This window comes from Nodularia sp. LEGE 04288 (genome assembly GCF_963896525.1).
Lineage (GTDB): Bacteria > Cyanobacteriota > Cyanobacteriia > Cyanobacteriales > Nostocaceae > Nodularia.
On record NZ_CAWQOY010000107.1, the window covers coordinates 1 to 23735 of the forward strand.

Consider the following 23735-nt stretch of genomic DNA (forward strand, 5'->3'; position numbering starts at 1 on the left):
GGAGTGGGGAGTGGGGAAAAACTTACTCGTCCTTTAGCGATCGTTGGAGCTAGAGGAACATTAGGAAAAGCGTTTGCGCGGTTGTGTGAAGTGCGAGGCATTACCTATCGCTTACTGACACGCCAAGAAATGGATATTACCAATACTGCCTCTGTTAATGCGGTTTTTACTGAGTTGCAGCCTTGGGCAGTTGTTAATGCGGCTGGATATGTGCGAGTAGACGATGCGGAGCGAGAACCCCATATTTGCCTCAAAGTCAATACTGAAGGGGCAGAAATTTTAGCTACTGCTTGCGCTCAATATAACGCAGCACTGTTAACATTTTCCTCAGATTTAGTATTTAATGGGGCTGTGATTAACCCTTATGTGGAAACTGATACCGTTGCCCCGCTCAATGTCTATGGGTGCAGTAAAGTTATGGCAGAAAAGCTGGTATTGCAGGCTTATCCCGCATCCCTAGTGATTCGCACCAGCGCATTTTTCGGCCCCTGGGATGAGTATAACTTCGTTACCATCGCCCTACGTGAACTCAGTGCTGGTAATAGTTTTGTTGCGGCTGAGGATGCCGTTGTTTCACCTACCTATATACCGGATCTTGTCCATGCTAGCCTAGATTTATTAATTGATGGTGAAAGCGGTTTGTGGCACTTAGCTAATAAAAGTGCGTCCGCAGGTATCAGCTGGGCTAACTTAGCAAGGGTAGCGGCAAAACAAGCCGGTGTCAGTGTCAGCAGTTTAATTGCGCTTCCTACCCTAGAACTTGGTTTAATTGCTCAACGTCCAACTTATAGCGTACTCGGTAGCGATCGCGGTGAATTAATGCCTTGTCTTGACAGTGCTATTTCTCGTTACTTCGATGATAGAAGCTAGGGTTTAGGTACTTCCAAATAAAAAAACATGACAAATTTTCTTGTGGGATGGGTGTCCCCACCCGTCCCCTAATCACGGCGGTACTAGTCCTCAATCCCCAATCTTTAATTATGTCAACAATTTTAGTCACAGGAGGAGCAGGATATATTGGCTCCCATGCAGTATTAGCTCTGAAAAACGCAGGTTATGAGGTTATTGTTCTAGATAATTTATCAAACGGGCATCAAGAAATTGTAGAACAAGTTTTGCAGGTAAAGCTGATTGTTGGTGATATGAGCGATCGGTCTCTTCTCGACAGCATCTTTTCTACAAATAATATAGCGGCGGTAATGCACTTTGCTGCTTACATTGCTGTGGGTGAATCTGTCAACGACCCAGCCAAATATTACCGTAATAATGTTGTCGGCACTTTGACGCTTTTAGAAGCAATGTTGGCGGCTTCCGTGAATAAATTTATCTTTTCTTCTACTTGCGCTCTTTATGGTATACCGCAATTTATTCCTCTTACCGAAGACCATCCTCAAAACCCCATTAGTCCCTATGCAACTAGCAAATGGATGGTAGAAAGAATTTTGTCAGATTTTGATCACGCCTACAATCTCAAATCTGTCAGCTTCCGCTATTTTAACGCCGCAGGTGCTGACCCCAATGGATTGCTGGGCGAAGACCACATTCCCGAAACTCACCTCATCCCCCTAGTGTTACTGACTGCTTTAGGTAAAAGCGAATCCATTTTTATTTTCGGTACTGATTACCCTACCCCAGATGGTACTTGTATCCGCGATTATATTCATGTTAATGACTTAGCACAAGCTCATATTTTGGGTTTGCAGTATTTGCTAGATGGGGGAGAAAGTGAAGTATTTAATCTAGGCAATGGTAATGGTTTTTCAGTCAGAGAAGTAATAGAAACTGCCAAGGAAGTAACTGGTAAAGATATCCCAATTATAGAGCGCGATCGCCGACCAGGTGACCCACCAATTTTAGTTGGTAGTAGTGATAAAGCACGTAAAACATTGGGTTGGCAACCTCAATACCCAAACTTAAATGAAATCATTACCCACGCTTGGCAATGGCATCAAAAGCGACATAAGTAGATAATTGCCAACTTATACCAATTCCTATGCAACTTAAAGCTTAATTGTAGTAATAGGAACAAAGTACATCATGGAGGATGCAAAAAGACTTATTCTACCCGCAGACGGCACAACAGCAAACTTTGACAGTGGTTCGATTTTTTTCATCGGTACTGCAACTGTGCTGCTACGCTATGCAGGCTTTACAATTCTTACCGATCCTAACTTTCTCCACCGAGGCGATCATGTACATTTAGGTTATGGTATACATTCAGAGCGCCTCACTGACCCAGCCTTAGATATTGAGCAGTTACCGCCGTTAGATTTTGTTCTACTATCCCATATGCACGATGATCACTTTGATCGCATAGCAGCAGAAAAACTTGATAAAAATCTACCTATCATCACGACACATCACGCAGCCGCAGACCTTAAACAAAAAGGTTTTCACTCACCTCAAGCTCTCACAACCTGGGAAACAATCACAGTTGTCAAAGGCGATGCTACTTTGCGGATCACTGCCATGCCTGGAATACATGGGCCTAGTATATTAAAAGCGTTGCTACCGCCTGTCATGGGTAGTATGTTGGAGTTTCAGACACCCAATGCAGAAACTAAGTTTCGCCTCTACATTACTGGCGATACCCTCATCCACCAATCACTTTACGAAATTCCCCGACGATATCCAAATATTGACCTAGCTTTACTACATTTGGGCGGGACAAAGGCTTTTGGTATCTTGCTGACAATGGATGCCAAGCAAGGTGTACAGGCTATTCAAATTATTGCTCCGCGCACAGCTATACCAATTCATTTCAATGATTATACAGTTTTCAAGTCAGCCCTTGAGGACTTTAAGCAGGCGATCGCTCAAGCCGGGTTAGATAATCATCTCCAATACCTCAACCACGGCGACACTTACACATTTACAGTTTCATAGTAAATAATTTAGTAACCCATGCTGGTCAGGGGTTAAATGCTTGATTAAGGGAATTACACGTCTGACAAATAATTAAGCCTTTCTACTTAGTCAAATAATTTAGTCTGCATTTTTAAATAATACGCAATAGGCTTTCTTTTGGTATAGATAACAAAGTTATTGACTTGTTTCGCTTGGTAGATTAATCCTCAATCCAAAAAAGATAAATATAAATTAAATCATTTTTAATCATCATAAAATATTAGTCTTATGCAAAAAAAAATATATGGCAACACTCAAGGGGTAAAGTCCAGCCATCTGAAAAAATTACAGCAGCTTTATGAAGAACATCAACCAGCAGATAGATTCATTACGGTAGAATTTGCTCAAACCTTAGCTGCAATTAGTACAACAATCCATCACCCAATTTGTTGTTATATTAATCGGCATGGACAGATTATCCGAGTGGCGGTAGGAACACCAAATCAAACCCAAATCCCAGCCCCAGAACTACCTCGCCATAGTGCAGAACGCTTGAGTCGAGTTCGTTGCATTGCTACTCAATTTAAAACAGAAGCTCCGGATACAGCAGCATTGGTTGCAATGGCACGCCAGCACTTAGATGCTCTAATCATGTTAAGCGTGATTGATAGCCAAATCCAAGATGTTTTCTTAGCCTATATTGTCCCCGATTTAGAAACACCTTGGATAGTTTCACCTCCCCTAAGTTTGGCTGATTTAAGCGAACAAGAATTTAGCGACTTAGTGAAAGAATGGGAAAGAGACATTTCCGAAGCAGGAGGCGGAGTATTTTTATCTCAAGAAATTATTTCAGATCAGGATAAAGTGCTGCTCGTAGGATTACACACAGATGATATTTCTGCCCAAAGATTTGAAGACGGACTGGCAGAACTAGCACGTCTGGTAGATAGTGCTGGGGGAATTGTATTAGACACAATGCGACAAAAACGTAGTCATCCTCATCCGCAAACAGTTGTTGGTAAAGGAAAAGTTGAAGAAATCAACCTTTTGGCTCAAAGGTTAGGAGCTAATATAGTTGTTTTTGACCAAGATATTTCTCCATCTCAAGCCCGCAATTTGGAGAATGAAATTGGGATTCGAGTTGTTGACCGCACAGAGGTAATTTTAGATATTTTTGCTCAACGCGCTCGCACTCAAGAGGGTAAATTACAAGTAGAATTGGCACAACTCGAATATATGCTACCTCGGCTACGTGGTCGCGGTCAGGAAATGTCTAGATTAGGTGCAGGGATTGGGACACGGGGTCCAGGTGAAACTAAGCTAGAGACAGAACGGCGGACAATTAAACGACGAATTGCCCAACTACAGCAAGAAGTAGACCAATTACAAGCACATCGCGCTCGTATTAGACAACAGCGACAACAGCAAGAAATTCCGGTTGTGGCATTAGTAGGATATACCAATGCTGGTAAATCAACTTTGCTAAATGTGTTAACTAAAGCTGAGGTTTACACCGCAGACCAACTATTTGCCACCCTCGACCCCACAACGCGCAAAGTAGTAATTACAGAGTCAGAAACTCAAGAACGCAAAACAATTTTGCTCACAGACACCGTAGGGTTTATTCACGAACTACCACCACAACTTGTAGACGCATTTCGCGCCACACTTGAAGAAGTAATTGAGGCTGATGCCTTGCTTCATGTTGTAGATTTATCCCACCCAGCTTGGGAAAGTCACATTGCTAGTGTGGAAGAAATACTTGAAGAAATGTCTGCAATTCCGGAGAAAGGTTTAATTGCATTTAATAAGATTGACCAAGTAGATAGCGAAACTTTGGCTAAAGTTCAACAAGAGTATCCCCAGGCTGTGTTTATCTCAGCAAGTAAGGGCTTGGGTTTAGAGACCTTAAAGATGCGATTACCTACGGTAGGGCGTAGCCCATCGCTGCAACTGATAGACGAACCCGTTGAGGCAATTGCAGTCCCGCAAAATTCATACTAACTAGAGGAAATTATGATCATACCAAGCATCATTGTTCACGGTGGAGCAAAAACCATCTCCGAAGATAAAGTTGCAGCCAACCATGCAGGCTGCACAGCAGCAGCAGAAGCTGGTTGGACAGTGCTACTCAGTGGCGGTACTGCCTCAGAAGCTGTTGAAGCAGCTATTCGAGTTCTGGAAGCTGACCAGACATTTAACGCCAGTCTGGGCGCAACTCTCAACGGCGACGGAGAGGTAGAGCTAGACGCGGCGATGATGGAAGGCTCTTTGAGTTGGGGAGCAGTTGCAGCGGTTCAGGGCATCCGTCATCCCATCTCCATAGCACGGAAGATTATGGATGAAAAACCCAGGCTGCTAGTGGCGCGGGGCGCAGAACGCTTTGCCGCAGACTGCAAAGCCGAAATGTGTAGAAAAGAAGACTTGATAGCTGACGAACAGTGGCAGCAGTGGAAGCAGTGGAAGCAGGATCAAGAAGTTGTGGATCGTCCGAACACCGTAGGCTGTGTAGCTTTAGATTCTAGTGGCATCTTAGCAGCTGGCACTTCAACTGGTGGCACTACGAACCAGCAATCTGGTCGCGTTGGTGACACTGCGCTGATTGGCTGTGGCTTATACGCGGATAACAAATTCGGCGCTTGTTCAACAACAGGCGATGGCGAGTCAATCATTCCCGTAGTTCTGGCTAAAACAGCGATTGATTTTCTGGTTGGAGACAGACACCCAGATGAAGCGGCTCAGATGGCAATTGACACTTTGAAATCTAAAGTTAAAGGAGAGGCTGGGTGCATTCTTCTAGATCCTCAAGGACGAGTGGGCTGGGCGTATAACTCCCAGGATATGGCAATTGCTTATATGACCGAAAAAATGGACAGGACAGCCGTGTTTACCAAAAAATAATTCAGCAATCACTTTAGATATGAACTCAAAATACAACTTTCATTACTTTCAAGGGAGTTCTTTTTCTGATCTGTTTGCTGAAGACATCACTGATGGGGGTTATGCGTTCATTCTCAATTATCCTGCAACTGCTAGTTGGGCTACCTACCCGAACACGAAAAAATACTTTAAGTAAGTCGGCAGTAGTGAAACTACCAAAACTTCCTACGAGAAAATTTTCCAAAAAGAACCTTGGAAAAACCTTGCTGTGTTGGGTAATGCTATTCCAGGAATTGTAATTAATCAACCGCCAAAGTTGCTGGTGGATTACTGGCAGGAATATTTTGGCTTTAGTTACACCAACGAGTCAACGGCTCAACTCCGCTTTGCTTACAACGTCATACCTTATTAGGGTTGGGAAAAGAAGTAGCTAAATACTGTAGTAATTACCGCATAGTTGGTTCATTAGAATCAATTCTCATGACCTTTAAGCGAGAACTAGAACGCCAGAATTTGATCATCTTATCTGCTATAGAAAAAAGTAAACATGAAAAATTTTATACTGAAATATCCAGTATTATTTCAGTAAGAACAATCGAAGAAATGCAGCAAATCGAGCATAATTTACAGAATAAAGGATTGGAAAGGCTGAGTTAAATGGCACACTCGTTAAGTAGCTTTTGATCAGAGAATAATAGCCCGTACAATAATATTTAAGTACCGTTAAATTCAATAGCTAGTAATGGTCTGCGGTGTCCAGGTAGGGCCTTGGCAACGTGGACCTTCGGGTGTCCATATCAGTTTGTCTAAACAAATTTGCCGCTTATCCATGTTATTTGTCCAAGCATGGTAGACCATATATTCAGTGTTACCATCTGGACTTACCACAATAGAGTTATGTCCCGGCCCTCTCACAAAATCAGGAACTGACTTTAGCACACGGGGGCTGGTTTCGTTGCCTGTATCAGAGTAAGGTCCCATCACGTTGTCAGCAACGCCATAGTCTACACCGTAGTTCTCCGTTTCCCAGCGTCCACCACTATAAAAGCAGTAGTATTTACCTTGATACTTACGGACACAGGGGCCTTCTAAGGTATGCCAATCATAGATTTCACCGTACATTAAACGGTTGGCTAAAAACCGTTGCCAATCAGATCGCGCACGCAAAACGACTTTTTCCGCACCAGTAAGTTTGGTCATGGTTTGGAGTCTGTCTACAAACAATGCTGTGCCAACACGTAAATCATCCGATATATCCAGAACGTCACGGGCGTAAAACAAATACCACTGTCCATCGTCATCACGGAACGGGTGCGGGTCAATGGCAAAGGGACAGGAATTTGGATCTAGAAGTGGTTCGCCAACATCTTGATAAGGCCCTAACGGAGTATCGCTTGTAGCCACACGCAACTGATGTTTCTTGTCTTTATGACCTACAGAGTAGTAGAGGTAAAATTGTCCATCACTGTAAGCAACTTCGGGGGCCCAAAAATTATCCCCAAGGGCTGGGTCTGGTCGCAACAGTGCGTTACCCACAAAATGCCAATTGCAGAAATCAAAGGAACGTAATAGAGGAAAGACACGCGATTTGTGAGTGAGGTCTACGTTTAAGTCGGAGGCTACTTCGTCTACCGTTCCTTCAGCTTCTGCTGCACCAGTGCCGATGGCATAATATACGCCCTGGTATTGCCAAACAAAGGGATCAGCAAAATAACCTTGGTAGACCGGATTAGTATAGGTTTGCATTTCAATTATGTATAGATTTTGCTTCGTGTATTTGTGCCTCTGTGGTCAATCAAGCCATTTTTCAACACAAAGACACAAAGAAGACTATTACCAATTGGGCTAGTATTTGAAATTCACGTAAGTTTCGACTTTGTTCTTAGGTAAGCTTTCTACTACCTGACACCGCAGCATCTGCCTTAATTCTTCTGGGAGGCTATCATAATAGTCTTGTGGGAGAGTCAAATCTACCTTTGGTGTGTGTAACCAATGCATACCATAGCCCATGACTATCATCGGTCTTGGCTGGTTAGTCCGATTTGGGGAACCTCGATGCAGTGCTAAAGGCGATCGCATCATCACGTCACCTGGCTGCATATAAAAAGATTCTAGAGGAATTTCACCAGTAGCAATCTTTTGTAGCCCCTCTTCTCGTGGTAGCAGATGGGTTCCACGCGCCATTTGAAACGGGCCGTTTTCTGCGGTTACTTCCACAAGGGGAAAGTTGACTGCTAGGGCGTAAAGTGGTGTAACTATGGAATCGCAAAACAATGGGCGAAAGTCCCGATGGATTTCCTGATAATCTGAACCTTGGAACGGGACATCAACCCCTAACTGAACCATTACGTATTCTTGGTAAAACACACGCTCTAGGACACCCATAATCACTGGGTTAGCAAAAACTAATTCATTAGCGAATGGGTAAATCCAAGGCAATGTCAGATAGTAGCGGGCAATTTCACGGGGAGCCAACCCCCCTGGTTGATTTTGACGTTCGTAAAATAACTTTTCAAAAGCTTCTAACCACTCATCAATCAATTTTTGCTCAAAAACATGAGGAATCACACAAATTCCGTCTCGATTCAGTTCTTGAGCAAATCTATCTAGGTCGGTAGCTGAATATTTAGCTATACCGCCTATACCTTGAAGCATTTTTCTTAACCTCTTTCATACATAAATGGCTTGAGAGCCTAATTTAAATCAGGCTCTCACAGAATTTTTTGGTAATTGCTTATCGATAATAGCGTATTAGTTTGACATTTATAATGTTAATTAGCATAACATTTTTTGTTAATAAGTCATAAATTAAAGCTGGATGATGTATTAGTTTGTTTAGCGATAAAAATATGAATAAATTGGTAGATAAAGAGCTACGAATAGCTGTTATGGAGTGAATTAAAGATTGAATACTAGAATTATTTTTATCCCTGCTCCCTACTCCTTATTTAGACTGCACTGCTACACTATCATTTGGAGTTGACGGCCATCTCACTGTCAGAATAGTACAGTCAGACTGAGCAATCCAACAATGCGGCACACCCGCACACCACAGCACATAGTCACCCTCACGAGATAAAGTAATCTCTCTATCCTCAAACTGAAGGCAAAATTGACCATTAATCAAGATAGAAAGAGTAGCGGCTTGATTATTTACAGCCCACTCGGTTCTACTCTCTCCGGCTTTATGAAGACCCCATTTTATTTCTAATGCTGTGGTTGAGCGCAAATCATCATCTGGGGTGATAAAGTGTCCCACAAACCAACCCCAGCGACTCGCACCTTCGCTGGCTGCATTGCCAAAAATAACTTTAGGCTGCATCACTCACCTCTAACTCAGGAACTAAAATTCGCCCTGCATAACCTGCATTGTTGTATTGTTCAAGAACTTGAGTTGCAGCTTTTTCTTCACCTAATGCTACCAACGCCACACAAGCCCCTCCAAAACCCGCACCTGTCAGCCTTGCACCAAATACGCCTGCGGTGTTCTGTAAAATTTCTACCAATGTATCTAATGCTGGTACGGAAACTTGATAATCATCACGTAAACTAGTATGAGATGCGTTCATCAACTCGCCAAAACGCTCAGGTGTTACTCCCTGCAAAACTTCTAAGACACGGTTATTTTCTGTCACCACATGACGAGCGCGACGGTTTAATGGTTCTGGTAATGTTTCTGTAACTTTAGCATCAGTGATATCTCGTAGTGCCTCGACTCCCAATAATTGCGCCGCCTCCTGACACTCATCCCGACGTTGGTTATACCCGCTAGTTGCTAGGGTGCGGGGTACACCGCTATCTATAACTAAAATCGTGGTTTTGCTGGGGAAAGGTAGTACACGACGTTCTAGAGTTCGGGTATCTAAAAACAAAATATGTTGAGTGTCAGCAAGGCTAGAAGCCATTTGATCCATGATGCCGCATTGTACGCCCGCATAATGAATTTCTGCTTGTTGGGCAAGTTGGGCAATTTCTACGTCATCAATTGAGAGATTTAAAAGTTGGCGAATTGCTCTGAGTGTTGCTACTTCCAAAGCTGCACTGCTGGATAAACCAGCACCGATAGGAACTGAGGATTGGACGTACACATTCAGCGCCGGAATGGTGTATCCTGCTTGTTTCAACTCCTCAATACAGCCAAAAATATAACTTGCGAATCCAGAAGGGGGATGATTAATGTCTAAAATACTCACACGCTCTTGAAGATTTTCCGAATAAAAATGATGTTCTCCATCATCGCTGAAACTTAGCTGTACCGTTGTCTGCTGAGGAATCGCTGTTGGCAGGACAAAGCCATCATTGTAATCAGTATGTTCACCAAGTAAGTTTACCCTTCCTGGTGCGATCGCTTGAGTTTGAGGTGGTTTATCAAATATTTGTTGAAAATCCATAATTGTTTTATGACACTAAAATACTCAAATACTGCACATCTTTCTATAGGTTGAAATCTTGAAAAAATAGGTGATTATTCTTTTATAGTATTATTTCTTTTACCACTTATATTTTACATTAATTGAATATCCTAAATTTATATAGCAATTCCCAATTAAGTCAGGTACAAGCAGTAATAATTAAACGCAGATGGACGCAGATATTGTTGTACTTGATTAGACTAGGAAATGCTATATAAAAAATGTAAAAATTAAGAAATAGATTTTTTATATTTTCATAGAAAGTATTGATGATCACAATATAAATTGATATTATTTAAATCTTTTAACAGACCATAACTTCGATATAAGGTAATTCTCAAGAATGATGTAATGATGAGTAAATATTAGAAAATATGGTAGCAAAGCCTCAAAAAATGGTGCCAAGGTTATATGCTACCGAAAGAGACTCAAACTAGAGAAACAGCCAATAACATTCCATCAATAGAAAACACACCTGCTCAGATAAATTATCAAAATCCTAGTAAATCTCAGCCTATGACTCAGTTACAAAAAGATAATGTCAGAACTAATCAATATTCACCCTATAAGCGATTAGTTTATGGCTTTATTCTGGTTATATTGACTGCTTTCTTATTTGTTGCTGCTATTTACTACGGAATTATCAACCCTTAATGTGATTTTATTCAAGATTAACATACACGAGTAAAAAGAAAGCAACGAACAAGAATTGGCCGCTAATCTATCCGGTTGAAAATGATGCCAGAGATTCAGTTAAGCCACCTGACAAATAACTAAGGCAGGTTTTCTGCATGATAGCTGACCAAAGTTTATGTAAGTTTTGGCTTAATATTATTTATCAATCAATACAATTTTTGTGAAAGCTTCATCTCGTTTTAGCAGAAAAATGGTATTGGCTGTATCAAGCAGCAGGAATGTGTTCAAGACTACAGACTTATTAAACAATGAAAATCCATCTGTAGTTAGATGGAAGTATTAGTTATTAATTTGTTTATTGTAGTTATTAATTTGTTTATTAACTTTAGGCAAATGAATCACATTATCCTGCCTAATGATGTAAGTCTCATCATTTATAGGGTGTTTTATCCTAAAAATAGCCAAATTTGGCTATTAGCCTTGACCTTCATTTGCAGGCTGAAAGGATGTTGATTCAATTGCAAACATTTGCAGGCTCATCAAACTAGCAATTTACATGAGCGTTTAAGGAGGATATGAGTAGAATACATGGCCACAAAATATCCTAAATTTAGCCGGGATTTGGCTCAAGATCCGACTACGCGTCGCATCTGGTATGCGATGGCTACAGGAAATGATTTTGAAAGTCATGATGGCATGACTGAGGAAAATCTCTACCAAAAGATTTTCGCTACTCATTTCGGTCATGTAGCAATCATTTTTCTATGGGCATCAAGTCTCTTGTTCCACGTAGCCTGGCAAGGTAACTTTGAACAGTGGATTAAAGATCCACTACATATTCGCCCAATTGCCCATGCAATTTGGGACCCCCACTTTGGTAAACCTGCAATAGATGCTTTTACTCAAGGTGGTGCTAACTATCCAGTGAATATTGCTTACTCCGGTGTCTACCACTGGTGGTACACCATTGGGATGCGGACAAACAGTGACCTCTACCAAGGTTCAATTTTTCTGTTGTTGTTAGCTGCATTGTTCTTGTTCGCAGGTTGGCTGCACTTGCAACCGAAGTACCGTCCTAGCTTGTCTTGGTTTAAGAGTGCTGAACCTCGTTTGAATCACCACTTAGCTGGTTTATTTGGTGTCAGCGCCTTGGCTTGGACTGGTCACTTGATTCACGTTGCTATCCCCGAATCTCGCGGTATCCATGTGAGATGGAATAATTTTCTCACTACCTTACCTCACCCAGAAGGTTTAACACCATTCTGGACAGGTAATTGGGGTGTGTACGCCCAAAATCCCGATACATCTGGGCATATATTTGGGACATCCCAAGGTGCAGGAACTGCAATTTTGACTTTTTTGGGTGGTTTCCATCCCCAAACAGAGTCGCTGTGGTTAACTGATATGGCTCATCACCATTTAGCGATCGCAGTTATCTTTATCATCGCCGGTCATATGTACCGGACTAACTTCGGGATTGGTCATAGTATCAAAGAGATGCTTAACGCCAAACAATTCTTTGGCATCCAAACTGAAGGTCAGTTTAATTTACCGCATCATGGGCTGTACGATACTTACAACAACTCCCTGCATTTTCAGTTGTCTATACACCTGGCAGCACTGGGTACTGCACTGTCGTTAGTGGCGCAACATATGTACTCGCTACCGCCTTACGCCTTCATAGCGAAGGACTACACAACACAGGCGGCGCTGTACACCCATCACCAGTATATTGCCGGATTCTTTATGATTGGCGCGTTTGCCCATGCTGGCATTTTCTGGATACGAGACTATGACCCAGAACAAAATAAAGGTAATGTCCTTGATCGGGTACTCCAGCATAAAGAAGCGATTATCTCTCACTTGAGTTGGGTGTCTCTTTTCTTAGGCTTCCATACCCTGGGATTGTATGTTCACAATGATGTTGTGGTTGCCTTTGGCACTCCTGAAAAGCAAATTTTGATTGAGCCGGTGTTTGCTCAATTCATCCAATCTGCTCACGGTAAATTGCTCTATGGGATGGATACTTTATTATCTAACCCAGATAGCATTGCTTATACAGCTTGGCCAAACCACGCTAACGTTTGGTTGCCAAACTGGCTAGAGGCAATTAACTCCGGCACTAACTCTCTATTCTTGACCATCGGCCCTGGTGATTTTTTAGTCCACCATGCGATCGCATTAGGTCTGCATACTACCACCCTGATTTGTGTCAAGGGGGCGTTGGATGCCCGTGGTACCAAACTGATGCCTGATAAGAAAGACTTTGGCTTCACCTTTCCTTGTGATGGCCCTGGTCGTGGCGGTACTTGCCAAACTTCTTCTTGGGAACAGTCTTTTTACCTGGCTATCTTCTGGATGTTAAATCTTCTGGGGTGGGTAACTTTTTACTGGCATTGGAAGCATCTAGGAATTTGGCAAGGTAACGTTGCTCAGTTCAACGAAAACTCTACATATCTCATGGGTTGGTTCCGTGATTACCTCTGGGCTAACTCCGCTCAGTTAATTAACGGTTACAACCCCTACGGCACAAATAATTTGTCTGTTTGGGCTTGGATGTTCCTCTTTGGACACCTAGTTTGGGCAACCGGTTTCATGTTCTTGATTAGCTGGCGTGGGTACTGGCAAGAGTTAATTGAAACTCTTGTTTGGGCGCACGAACGCACTCCACTAGCTAATTTAGTGCGCTGGAAAGATAAGCCTGTTGCTCTATCTATTGTTCAAGGTTGGTTAGTTGGTCTGGCTCACTTTACTGTTGGTTACATCCTTACCTATGGAGCATTCCTAATAGCCTCAACGGCTGGTAAATTCAATTAAAAATTTTGATATCCTCTGACTTTAGTTATCGTCCCCCTTTCACCTAACAGTATAAAGGGGGATTTTTTTATGAAACTTGACTTAAATTTCCCAAGGCACTGCACGCAATCTTCCTGCTACTTCAACACTAGGAAAGTTGGGGTCAAAAGTTAGATTTTCTAAGTTTCCATCCTTGAGAATGACAAAAGTATCTTCAACCTTAGCGCCTGTTAAACTGGGATTCCAGGCGATCGCCATATTTTCTGTTAAAAAGTCTTTTGTCAGTGGATTGGCGACAATTTCTCGCGCTAAATATCCTGTAGTCCCTCCCTGGTGGTGTTGGCGGATAGCATCAGCAAAACCATGCTGTTCATAAGCTTGAGCTAGAGCATGATAAATTGTGTCGAGAGTAGTTCCAGGTTGACACAAAGACAGTGCGTGAGCTTCTATTTCGCGGACATGATGATGTAATTGGGCTTGATCATTTGAAAGGCGACCAAAACAAACAAATCTTGTGAGGTTAGCATACAAACCATATCTTCTCGCACAAAATACCAGCATTGCTTGCCGGCCAATTTTTTCCTCCGTGGGTGTAGCATGACGATATAAAGGTAAACGCCTCTCACCAGCCACCAATGTCAGGGCTGGATGTAAACCTCTCGCCCACAAGGCTTCTGCACCCGCACCAGCTAATTGATACTCTGTCCAGGTAGGTTGAGCAGCTTGTAGCACTTCTGTCATGGCGGCGCTGGCTTTTTGTCCAACTTGGCGATATCTTTCTAACTCAGTTGGCAATAATACGCGTTTATATTGTTGTAGAGAGTGGGGTATTGGTTGCTTTTGTGAAGTGGGGCGATGGCGCTTCGCGTTGTCGCAGACATCGCTAATAATTTTACCTCCATCTGTAGCATCACGGACAAAAGTCTCACGAGCAGTAGGATCAGCCCAAGGGTTAATGTGCAGCTTAAAATTATGTGGTAATTCTTCATCTTGTAGGCGCTGGGCTTCAATTTCATCTGTCAATATCCACGCATCTTGACCTGTAACTAAAACTTCTGCTACCCCAGTTTCAGCAGTCAGCAGTACGGTGTTAGAAGCGCCAGCAGTAGCCCAAGCAAACCAATCTGTACCTCGCAACCGCAAACCATTCATCTCAGTTTGAGAGAGAGTTTCCCTAATTAACCCCAGTTTCGTCGAGACTTCTTCGCTCATAGAAAAAACACAGATAGTTACAGATAATTATCTAATTCATCTGCATCTGTCTGCGTCTGTCTGAGGTTTTGAACTGAGGTTTCCTTGTACAAATACCTTTAGTCTCTTTCCTCTGTCTCCTACGTGTCTAAGTAGTTTTTTATTTAAGTAATTTTCAGGCAAGACAATATTTCTACCTATACCCGCTTTGAAGGTTAATCGACACTAAAAAGCTAATAAAGTAGTTTTACCACTCACTCAGTTGTAAAACATTGATTACATCTCCAATTTATTATAATATAATTTTTTACCCTAAGATAATTTGGTGGTTGAGTTAAAATAACAATTTTATCAACTTAGTTTTGTAACAATAGAGGTAAAACTTTCCCAGGACTTCTCATACCTGTAGGCATTATTTTACCAAAACAAGGAATTTAACAAATGAGTTCGTATGCTTTTTGGAACAACAAAGGCGGAGTAGGAAAAAGCTTTCTTTGCTTTGTCGCTGCTTCTGAATATGCTCACCGTCACCCCGATACAGATGTTTATGTGATTGATCTGTGTCCGCAAGCTAATGTTTCGGAAACTTTATTAGGGGGATATCTCAAAAGTCCTGAAGCTCTACATTCTTTAAGTAGTAAGACACCCCGTGCGACAGTAGCCGGCTACCTGGAAGCACGTCTTAACTCGCCCTTCCGAATGATTCCAGATGTATCTCCTTATGTATGTGAGCCGAAAGAATTCAATCCGCAAATTCCAGAAAATCTGAGGCTTATATGTGGAGACAATCTTTTAGAAATAATTTCTGAAGCAATTCGGCAAACTTCTCAACTGCAAATACCAATAGATGCTTGGAAACAGGTGCTGAGTTGGATTAGAGATTTAACAGTTGCTCTGCGTACACATAGTGGTGAGCGAGATACTCTGTTTTTAATTGATTGTAACCCCAGCTTCGCTGTATATACACAGCTTGGTTTAGTTGCAGCAGATGGTGTAGTTGTCCCATTCACTGCTGATGATAGTTCGCGTCGTGCAATTGAAAATGTGGTTGCACTTCTATATGGTATCAGCGATCCTAATACTGCTGCGTATGCGCGAATTAGTTTTGCAAAACGTGCAAAAGATGAAGGCTTATCTGTACCAAAATTACATACATTTGTGAGTAATAGGGTAACTATGTATGAAGGTAAAGCTGCCTCTGCATTTATAGCTGTGAATAAAATTATTAAAAAAACTATGGATGATATACATAACAAAAATCGTCATATTTTTGCTAATCCCAAAGACTTACCAAGCCAAAATTTCATTGAAATTCCAGATTATCACAGTGCTTGTGTAGTTGCTGCAACAACTGGTACACCCTTACATAAACTTAAACCAGGACCAAAAAAAATTGGTGAGCAGCGAGTGCAATTAAATCCAGAGCCATTACAGAGGTATCGAGATGCACTTGAAGAGTTTGTAAATTATCTTTGAGAGTATCACCGTGCCATCACCAGCAGTATTAAAATATAATTTAGTGGCTCAGAAGGCTCGTATCCTACGTGAGACTGCTACAGATATTCGCTTACGTCCAATATTAAATAGTCACACTCAAATCTATTACCATTCAGCTTTAGCAATGTTTGTAGCAGGATGGGAAACTTATATTGAAGAACTTGTTCGCAACTTTTTTGATGTAACAGCAAACCCTTTAGATCCTCAGTTTTATGCTGTACATTCGCTTGCGAAAAATGCAGCGGAACGTTCGCTCAAACAATTTAATACGCCAAATGCAGATAATTCTCGTAATCTTTTGGTTCAATATACTGGTTACGATCCTATAAATGATTGGGTTTGGTCAACCAGAAACATAAATGCACTAGCCACTCGACAGATGCTAAACGAGATTCTGCAAGTAAGACACAGTTTTGCACATGGCTTTCCTATTCCTGCCAATTCTTGGACACAAACACCAACCGGAAGAGTTAGACTTACAGCTAAAGCTATCAAGGATGTTGATGCGTTATTAAAATATATTGTAGAAGTTACAGATACGGGTATGAAGCAACATATTCAAACTATTTATAATATAGTTGTAATTTGGTGATGTATAAATTCTCTTGGCATAAAATAAGGTTATTTATTATAGATAAATATTTGCTACTTTCCTTGAGTTTCCTAATTTATTTTCTTGCGTCAAATCAACCTGTGTAAATTTTGATTTTGGTTTTTTTCTGAACAACAAGCACATCCATTACGAGATGTGCTTGTTTTGGTTTACCTATTTTCCCGTTATACCGAAACTGGTATTTCGATGTTTACACTCACCGCCTGTAACTCCTTCGCCTTCTCCTCTGGTAAAGCATCATTAGCAAATATTCCAGCTGCCAGTTCTGTTCCTGCCAAATACTTCAGCTTGTCACTGGTGCGATATGGGGGATAAAACTGGGCGTGTAAATGCGCTTCGGGATGCGCTAACCCGTCCGTTGGTGCTTGAAACCAAGCCATTAAATAAGGAAACGGGCGATTCCACAAGCCGTCATACTTGAGAGTCACGGTTTTTAAGGCCTTGGCAAGTCCCCGACGTTGTTCTGGGGTAAGTTCCATGAAATTACTCACTGGTTGTATGGGAGCAATCCAAACTTCGTAGGGGTAACGAGCGCACACGGGAACGAAGGCGATCGCATCTTCATCCTGATAAATAATCCTCTGGTTGTCAGCCATCTCCTGTTGAATCAAATCTTGCAATAATCCGCGCTGATGTTGCTGATAATACTGCTGTTGCATCTCCAACATCCGTGCCGGAACAGGTGGTATAAACGGATAGGCGTAAATTTGTCCGTGGGGATGGTGCAAAGTTACACCGACTTCTACACCCTTATTTTCAAACGGTAGCACGTACTGAATTTGGGGATTGGCTCCCAGTTCGCTGGTGCGATCGCCCCACACTGACAACAGCAAATCTAGATGTCCCAACTCCAACGAACTGAGGGAAGCACGAGCATCTTGAGTAAAAACCACTACCTCACAGGCTCCATTAGCAGGTAACGTTTCCACGATGGTATCCGGTGGATTCTTGGCTGTAGGAATCATTGAGGGAAAGCGGTTATCAAATACTGCCACATCATACTTACCTTGAGGTAGTTCCGTCGGAAACTCAGGGTTGATGGTAGGTGCGAGGGGATTATATTCTGGGGGCGGCATGAATGTCCGCCCTTGACGGTGACTGGCATAAGCTACCCATTCCCCACGCAAGGGATGCCAGCGCAGATGGGGATTGGCTTGTACTGGCTCGTTACTAGGACTAGTAGCTTGTAACTGACTAGTAATTGGGTAGCGACTGTATAACTTGAGTTTACGTCCGTCGGGCTTTAACAGCTTGTGGGAGTACATAATCCTTGTCCTGAGAGAGTTGCACATCGGATCGCTGCGATGGGAAATTTCGGTGTGCGATCGCCGTACAATAAACCGTTAGCTTCTTGGAAGGTATCTGTAAGTTGCGTGTAACAAAATCCGCTCAATAGCTCAATATCGTTGACCGTTTGCAGCAGAGCCGCGTACTTCATTTCTAGCTCAGAGATATTGAAGCAGCGCTCATATCCCCAAGCTTGATCTGCATCGGGCATATCCAAAGGAGCATAAGCAATACCGCCAAACTCAGTCAGCATCACTGGTTGTCCTTGATGAGGATAGTTATCCAAGGTGAGGATACGTCCCCCAGGACGACTGCGCTCAAACAGATCCGATAATTTTACATCAGGTCTGTAGCGATGAGCTAACCGCTCAGGGTTAGTTTCGTAGTCGTGAATAGCGAGGATGTCGGTATCAGTACTTTCCCAACCATCATTACCAATCACTGGACGAGTCGGATCAAGAGTTTTGGTCAAGTGATACATTGCTAACACGTAGTTGCGATGAGCCGCCGTCTCCACTAAATTTGGCACTCCCCAAGATTCATTAAATGGCACCCATGCCACAATACACGGATGGCTCACATCTCGCTTGATCACTTCTGTCCACTCACGGGTCATGCGTTCCACAGCTTTCGGTGAAAAGCGGTAGGCGCTCGGCATCTCCTCCCATACTAACAACCCCAAAACGTCTGCCCAATATAAAAAGCGAGGGTCTTCAATTTTTTGGTGTTTGCGGACTCCGTTAAAACCCATAGCTTTGACGAGTTCTACATCACGGCGTAATGCTTCATCACTGGGGGGAGTCATTAATGTATCCGGCCAATAGCCTTGGTCGAGAACTAGCCGGAGATAGTAGGGACGACCGTTGAGCATAAAGCGATCGCGCTGGATGCTGACAGTTCGCATCGCTGTATAAGATTGCACTTCATCTAGCAGCTGGTCTTTGTACCATAGCTGAACTTGGGCATCTATCAGTGTCGGCTTTTCTGGACTCCACAGTAACTCATTGCGACAGTCGTCAATACCTGGATCACCTAGAGTAATCCGGCGGCTAATCTCCCCATTGAACACTTCGTAGGTATCTCTGGCTAACACCCGACCGTCAACGCTCAGTTTTACTTTGATTTGTACATCCGAAGTCAGTACATCACCAGCCAGCCCAACTTCAAACCCAATTTCCCAACGTTCACAGTCGGGCATCCAACGCAGATGACCGAGATAAGTCGCACCGACACTTTCCAACCAAACAGTTTGCCAAATCCCACTCGTGCGGGGATACCAAATACTGTGCGGTTTCAACTGCCAATCCTGCTTCCCACGGGGTTTGGCGAGGTCGTGCGGATCATCTTGCGCCCATACTGTTACCTTCGTTGTCCCACTGTCATTTAAGGCATGAGTAATATCGAGGCTGAAAGAGGTATGTCCGCCTTCATGCTCGGCTATATATTGATCATTTACCCATACACGAGCGCGATAGTCCACAGCGCCAAAATGTAATAGTAATCTGCCGTCCCCAGCCGGGGTTTCAAATTCCCGCTCGTACCAGCAGTTTGGATGAAAACCCAGATCGCCAATCCCACTTTTGGTAGATTCAGGCGCGAAGGGAACTTCTATATAATCAGACCATTGACTACAATCACTGGGTTGGGAGCATTTTCCTTGGTCGTCAAATGCGAATTTCCACAGCCCATTTAAACTTTGCCAGTGCGAGCGTTTTAACAATGGTCGGGGGTGTCCAGTTGCTTTTGAGTCTAAAAAATTACTATCAGCTTTAGAGGGTAATTCAAACTCACGATTCTTCAAATCCAACAAAGTCATTAAATTTCCTCGCTATTTATAACAAAATCAACCCTTGCTATAGGTTAAATTTAGACAAAAATATTGGATTGCCAGATATAGCATGAGTTTGTATCAGTTTCTATCAGGTCATTTATTGGTCGGTTCAAGTTAGTCGTATTGTATTGTTTCGTAAGAATGACTGTTAACTTCGACACTTGAGATATTGGGGTATGAGAATAAGTTTGTCCGCTTCTAACTCGTGACATTATGACACATACATCACCAATTTTTTTCAGGTGAGCTAGAAAAAAAGCCTTGAGTTTAGGTAGATATTAAATATTATAAATCTGTTACACAATAAAGTAGTATTCCTGAAAGTTTTATTTACAGGAATTGTTTAAGTGCATTTATTTTTTAAATTTATGTATTAGCCAATAAGCATTAGCAAGCAAAAGAAAAATCACTAAAATTAGGTTATAGAAGCAATACCTTCGCCAAAAAAAACAGGTAAGCCTAATTTTGCCAAATTGGGATGTTCCCTTGCCTCTTCTCTTAGGGTTAGGGAGCATTTGTTACTAGAAGAAGTTGAGGCGATGCTGTTGTGGAAGAAGAGAATAGGGAGTAAGAAGTAGGTTTGTTTGTAATTCCTACACAGACTGGATAAGCTTTCCATAATTACCAATTACAAGAAGCAGCCAAATTAGCGACAATCTCAACTAATTCTTCTGATTCAACTGGTTTAGATACATGAGTCTGAAAACCCGATTCTAAAGCGTGACAACAACTCTCGCGATCGCCATAGGCGGTTAAAGCAATAGCTAGAACTCGTCCGCCAATATTGGGTTGTAGCATACGTATCTTGCGAATCAAGCTGTAGCCATCTTCCCCAGGCATACCTATATCACTAATTAAGACATCGGGTTGTAATTCGGGTAGCACTTTCAATGCTGCTACTGCCGATGGAACTGCTACAACATTAGCGCCATCTGCTTCTAACACAGTAGTAACGTAAAAGCGGCTATCATCATCATCCTCAACTACGAGAATGGTTAAGCCAGCAAGTGAAAAAAGAGGTTGCATAACCAATAATATTTTATGGGGTTCTGCTAGCAATGTAACAGGAATGTACGTTAAGCCCAAGATGCCTACTCTAATTGAGTTTAAACCGTAGCCTAATTCATAAAACCTGGAGCAATTTAGGCAAGACTCAGTGAAGTAGGAATCGCTTGATTTCTATTCATGCGAAGTTCAATCAGGGTACTTGAAAAAACAAAAAACTCGGTTCTATCGGAATTGGGTGCTGATGGTGGCGCTAGCAATTTATTCAAAACTCTCCATTAGTGAAGATATATCTGCTTCAGATAGCCAGATCATGGTTTCATAGCCAACCCTATCTATTTTTGGCTCTAGTTTCATAGGCATCGCCACCAGATAAACCCAATTATGTGACTCTGGTCGGTAGTTTTTGATAATGCCTATACCACCGATAAATTTCACTTCCTGACCTTTACTAAACTTAGGCACTGCCAAAACATTTGTAGTCATTATTTTTTGTTTGTTTTTTAATAGGGGCTATCTAACGTTTTAGCTCTTAAACAATTAGCTCATTCTCTGTCGCTAGTTTCAAAACTTGCTCTGTCATTGGTTTAAAATTTAACTTGTAGAACATATACCTAGAGGTGAATATTTCTGTATATTTGATAAATTAAAAATTTCACATTTAAATACTTGATGAATAGACTGAAAAAATAATATGGAAAATACTATTTATCTTGGAATAAGTGAATTTAAGCAGTATGATTTTTGTATCAAACATAAACCTAAAAAGGGATCATCCCACTTTGGCAAATATATCTTTTCTGTCTAACTGTGGAATCAGGTTCTTACGGCTTCATGAAATATGTATCTTCGACTTTGGGATGTTCACCCTAAAAACCCCATCAGTTAAAATTGATGGGGTTTTTTCAATTAAACCAGCAGCCAAGTCCGAAAGATTGGATTAATCAGTTCTAGTTAACGTTGTAGTCAAAAGTGAATTTCTTTAGTTACCAGATGAAAAAATTAAGAAGACAATGTGCATTTTTTGGCTTCTCAATAATTAGAACTATTAAGCTATGATATCAGACTCCATGCTGAAATTGTATCCTCCAATACTAATAATTTCTTGGAAGAATTGTCAGGTTCAGCTATTAAGACTTTCAGCGTTATGGTATATACATTGTTGATGATTTCATGTCCGTAACCAATAATTTTACCTACCTGTCCAGTTTTGGGATTTAGTACATATTCATCAATATTGAACATCATAGTAATTTCCCCAGGTAAAAATCAGATGAACAAACTGTATTACAATCAACCTTGCTCTTTAAATTTAAATCTAAAAGCTGGAGTTCATCTGTACCATTCCGTACATATGAGATGAAAATACTTCTTAGGTAATATAGAAGTTATTCAGTGAGGTTTGGTTTACTGACGATGGCGATATCAATCTAGATATCGCCATGCTCAAATATAGTTTTCTATTTAACTGCATACTTCCTAAGCATGATTAGACTCTCTGTCATCAGCAGGATGGAATACTTAAAAAAATTGATCACTTTAAAAGAGTCATTTATTGAAAATAAGTTTTTCACCAAGAGGACTCAAAATGACAGCTACAAATGAAAAAAATAAAATTCGCTACGCAGTTGTTGGTTTAGGTTGGTTTGCTCAAGAAGCCGCCTTGCCTGCATTTGCTAATACCGATAACTCTGAATTAGTTGCTTTAGTTTCCGATGACCCAACAAAACTTGAGGAATTTAGCAAAAAATATGGTATTCAGCATACTTATTCTTATGAGGAATATGAAGACTGTCTAACCAGCGGTGAGATTGATGCTGTTTATATTGCATTACCCAATCACCTACATTGTGATTACACTGTACGAGCAGCTAATCAGTCCATTCATGTGCTGTGTGAAAAGCCTATGGCTGTAACAGAACTTGAGTGTGAGTCCATGATTAAGGCTGCTCAGGATAACGGTGTCAAACTGATGATTGCTTATCGATTACACCTCGAACCAGCAAACTTGCAGGCTGTAGAAATTGTGCGATCGCAGCAAATTGGTGAACCGCGTGTTTTCAATTCTGTTTTTACTCAACAAGTAGAAGAAGGTAATATTCGCTTACGAGATGTTACAGGTGGTGGAACAATCTATGATATCGGTATTTACTGCATTAATGCTGCACGCTATCTATTTCAAGATGAACCAACTGAAGTATTTGCTGTAGCTGCTAGCAAAGGAGAACAACGCTTCAACGAAGTAGAAGAAATGGCTAGCGTTATCTTACGCTTTCCCAATGAACGGCTAGCAACATTTACTTGTAGCTTTGGAGCCGCAAAAGTTTCTAATTATCAAATTGTAGGAACTAAAGGCGATTTACGAGTAGAATCCGCTTATACATGGCATGGAGAACTGAAGCACTACCTCACTATTGATGGTGAAACCCAAGAGCGTACTTTTGAGAGCCATGATCAGATAGCGGTTGAATTCACATATTTCTCAGATTGCATTCTCCAAGATCAAGACCCAGAGCCATCTGGAACAGAAGGATTGAACGATGTTCGCATTATTCAGGCGCTGTATCAATCCATTGAAATAGGTCAACCTGTACAAGTGCATACTAAAGAACGCAGCCAACGTCCCACATCAGATCAAACTATTGAACATCCTTCCAACGAAGAGAAGCCAGAGCTAATTCATGCTGCTGCACCTTCGGGCAATTCTTAAAGCAGCCTGAGTTGATCATTGCCCTCTCTA

At 41.7% G+C, this 23735-nt stretch carries 21 protein-coding genes; 11 read left to right on the forward strand and 10 right to left on the reverse strand.

Translation table 11 applies throughout. The features are described from left to right. From AACX33_RS11825 to AACX33_RS11850, 6 genes are all read left to right on the forward strand, one after another. A partial coding sequence (locus AACX33_RS11825) for an SDR family oxidoreductase (RefSeq protein ID WP_227789019.1) occupies positions 1–870 on the forward strand: 870 nt, incomplete at its 5' end. 110 nt (positions 871–980) lie between these two features. Then, positions 981–1967: a UDP-glucose 4-epimerase GalE gene (gene galE / locus AACX33_RS11830; protein WP_227789020.1), complete on the forward strand. Its 987-nt coding sequence runs from the start codon at positions 981–983 to the stop codon at positions 1965–1967. Between the two features lie 70 nt (positions 1968–2037). Next, positions 2038–2886, forward strand: a complete 849-nt coding sequence (locus tag AACX33_RS11835; RefSeq protein ID WP_227789021.1) for an MBL fold metallo-hydrolase — start codon at positions 2038–2040, stop codon at positions 2884–2886. Positions 2887–3135: 249 nt separating this feature from the next. Continuing rightward, on the forward strand, positions 3136–4851 hold the full coding sequence (gene hflX, locus AACX33_RS11840; protein ID WP_227789022.1) for a GTPase HflX: 1716 nt from the start codon (positions 3136–3138) through the stop codon (positions 4849–4851). 12 nt (positions 4852–4863) lie between these two features. Further along, a complete protein-coding gene (locus AACX33_RS11845) occupies positions 4864–5748 on the forward strand; it encodes an isoaspartyl peptidase/L-asparaginase family protein (RefSeq protein ID WP_227789023.1) in 885 nt (294 codons plus the stop codon). A gap of 247 nt (positions 5749–5995) precedes the next feature. Beyond that, positions 5996–6139 carry a hypothetical protein gene (locus AACX33_RS11850; protein WP_339406525.1) on the forward strand — a complete coding sequence of 48 codons (144 nt, stop codon included), beginning with the start codon at positions 5996–5998 and terminating at the stop codon, positions 6137–6139. A 317-nt stretch (positions 6140–6456) separates the two neighbouring features. On the opposite strand, the gene AACX33_RS11855 is transcribed toward AACX33_RS11850, so the two are convergent. From AACX33_RS11855 to galK, 4 genes are all read right to left on the reverse strand, one after another. Continuing rightward, entirely contained in the window at positions 6457–7473 is a 1017-nt protein-coding gene (locus AACX33_RS11855) for a glycoside hydrolase family 43 protein (protein ID WP_227789024.1), read from the reverse strand. A gap of 99 nt (positions 7474–7572) precedes the next feature. Continuing rightward, positions 7573–8382 (reverse strand): phytanoyl-CoA dioxygenase family protein, encoded by an 810-nt coding sequence (locus AACX33_RS11860; protein ID WP_227789025.1) that lies wholly within the window; start codon positions 8380–8382, stop codon positions 7573–7575. Positions 8383–8671: 289 nt separating this feature from the next. After that, the gene (locus AACX33_RS11865; protein WP_227789026.1) at positions 8672–9049 is read right to left on the reverse strand and encodes a signal peptidase I; all 378 of its coding nucleotides are present in this window, start codon (positions 9047–9049) and stop codon (positions 8672–8674) included. Beyond that, positions 9039–10118, reverse strand: coding sequence for a galactokinase (gene galK, locus AACX33_RS11870; protein WP_227789027.1), 1080 nt, complete (start codon positions 10116–10118; stop codon positions 9039–9041). Before galK ends, AACX33_RS11865 begins: the two co-directional genes overlap by 11 nt. Before the next feature lie 432 nt (positions 10119–10550). On the opposite strand from galK, the gene AACX33_RS11875 reads away from it, so the two are divergent. Further along, on the forward strand, positions 10551–10793 hold the full coding sequence (locus tag AACX33_RS11875) for a hypothetical protein (protein ID WP_227789028.1): 243 nt from the start codon (positions 10551–10553) through the stop codon (positions 10791–10793). Between the two features lie 570 nt (positions 10794–11363). Then, complete coding sequence (psaB, locus tag AACX33_RS11880; protein ID WP_227789029.1) at positions 11364–13592, forward strand: photosystem I core protein PsaB; 2229 nt, start codon at positions 11364–11366, stop codon at positions 13590–13592. 81 nt (positions 13593–13673) lie between these two features. Here psaB and AACX33_RS11885 read toward each other — a convergent pair whose 3' ends face one another. Then, entirely contained in the window at positions 13674–14783 is a 1110-nt protein-coding gene (locus AACX33_RS11885) for a M24 family metallopeptidase (protein WP_227789030.1), read from the reverse strand. Between the two features lie 420 nt (positions 14784–15203). Here AACX33_RS11885 and AACX33_RS11890 point away from each other — a divergent pair, with 420 nt between their 5' ends. After that, positions 15204–16238: a ParA family protein gene (locus AACX33_RS11890; protein ID WP_227789031.1), complete on the forward strand. Its 1035-nt coding sequence runs from the start codon at positions 15204–15206 to the stop codon at positions 16236–16238. 10 nt (positions 16239–16248) lie between these two features. Beyond that, entirely contained in the window at positions 16249–16851 is a 603-nt protein-coding gene (locus AACX33_RS11895; protein WP_227789032.1) for a HEPN domain-containing protein, read from the forward strand. Between the two features lie 185 nt (positions 16852–17036). Here AACX33_RS11895 and galT read toward each other — a convergent pair whose 3' ends face one another. The 5 genes from galT to AACX33_RS11920 all read right to left on the reverse strand — a co-directional run bounded on the left by galT (position 17037) and on the right by AACX33_RS11920 (position 22243). Next, positions 17037–18137, reverse strand: a complete 1101-nt coding sequence (gene galT, locus AACX33_RS11900) for a galactose-1-phosphate uridylyltransferase (RefSeq protein WP_227789033.1) — start codon at positions 18135–18137, stop codon at positions 17037–17039. Then, positions 18116–19975: a glycoside hydrolase family 2 protein gene (locus AACX33_RS11905; protein WP_227789034.1), complete on the reverse strand. Its 1860-nt coding sequence runs from the start codon at positions 19973–19975 to the stop codon at positions 18116–18118. The genes galT and AACX33_RS11905 overlap by 22 nt, the downstream gene beginning before the upstream one ends. Positions 19976–20611: 636 nt before the next feature. After that, positions 20612–21016 carry a response regulator gene (locus tag AACX33_RS11910; RefSeq protein ID WP_227789035.1) on the reverse strand — a complete coding sequence of 135 codons (405 nt, stop codon included), beginning with the start codon at positions 21014–21016 and terminating at the stop codon, positions 20612–20614. A gap of 240 nt (positions 21017–21256) precedes the next feature. Continuing rightward, complete coding sequence (locus tag AACX33_RS11915; RefSeq protein ID WP_227789036.1) at positions 21257–21481, reverse strand: hypothetical protein; 225 nt, start codon at positions 21479–21481, stop codon at positions 21257–21259. Between the two features lie 567 nt (positions 21482–22048). Beyond that, complete coding sequence (locus AACX33_RS11920) at positions 22049–22243, reverse strand: hypothetical protein (protein ID WP_227789037.1); 195 nt, start codon at positions 22241–22243, stop codon at positions 22049–22051. Between the two features lie 340 nt (positions 22244–22583). Here AACX33_RS11920 and AACX33_RS11925 point away from each other — a divergent pair, with 340 nt between their 5' ends. Beyond that, positions 22584–23705, forward strand: coding sequence for a Gfo/Idh/MocA family protein (locus AACX33_RS11925; RefSeq protein ID WP_227789038.1), 1122 nt, complete (start codon positions 22584–22586; stop codon positions 23703–23705). Positions 23706–23735: the final 30 nt, after the last annotated feature.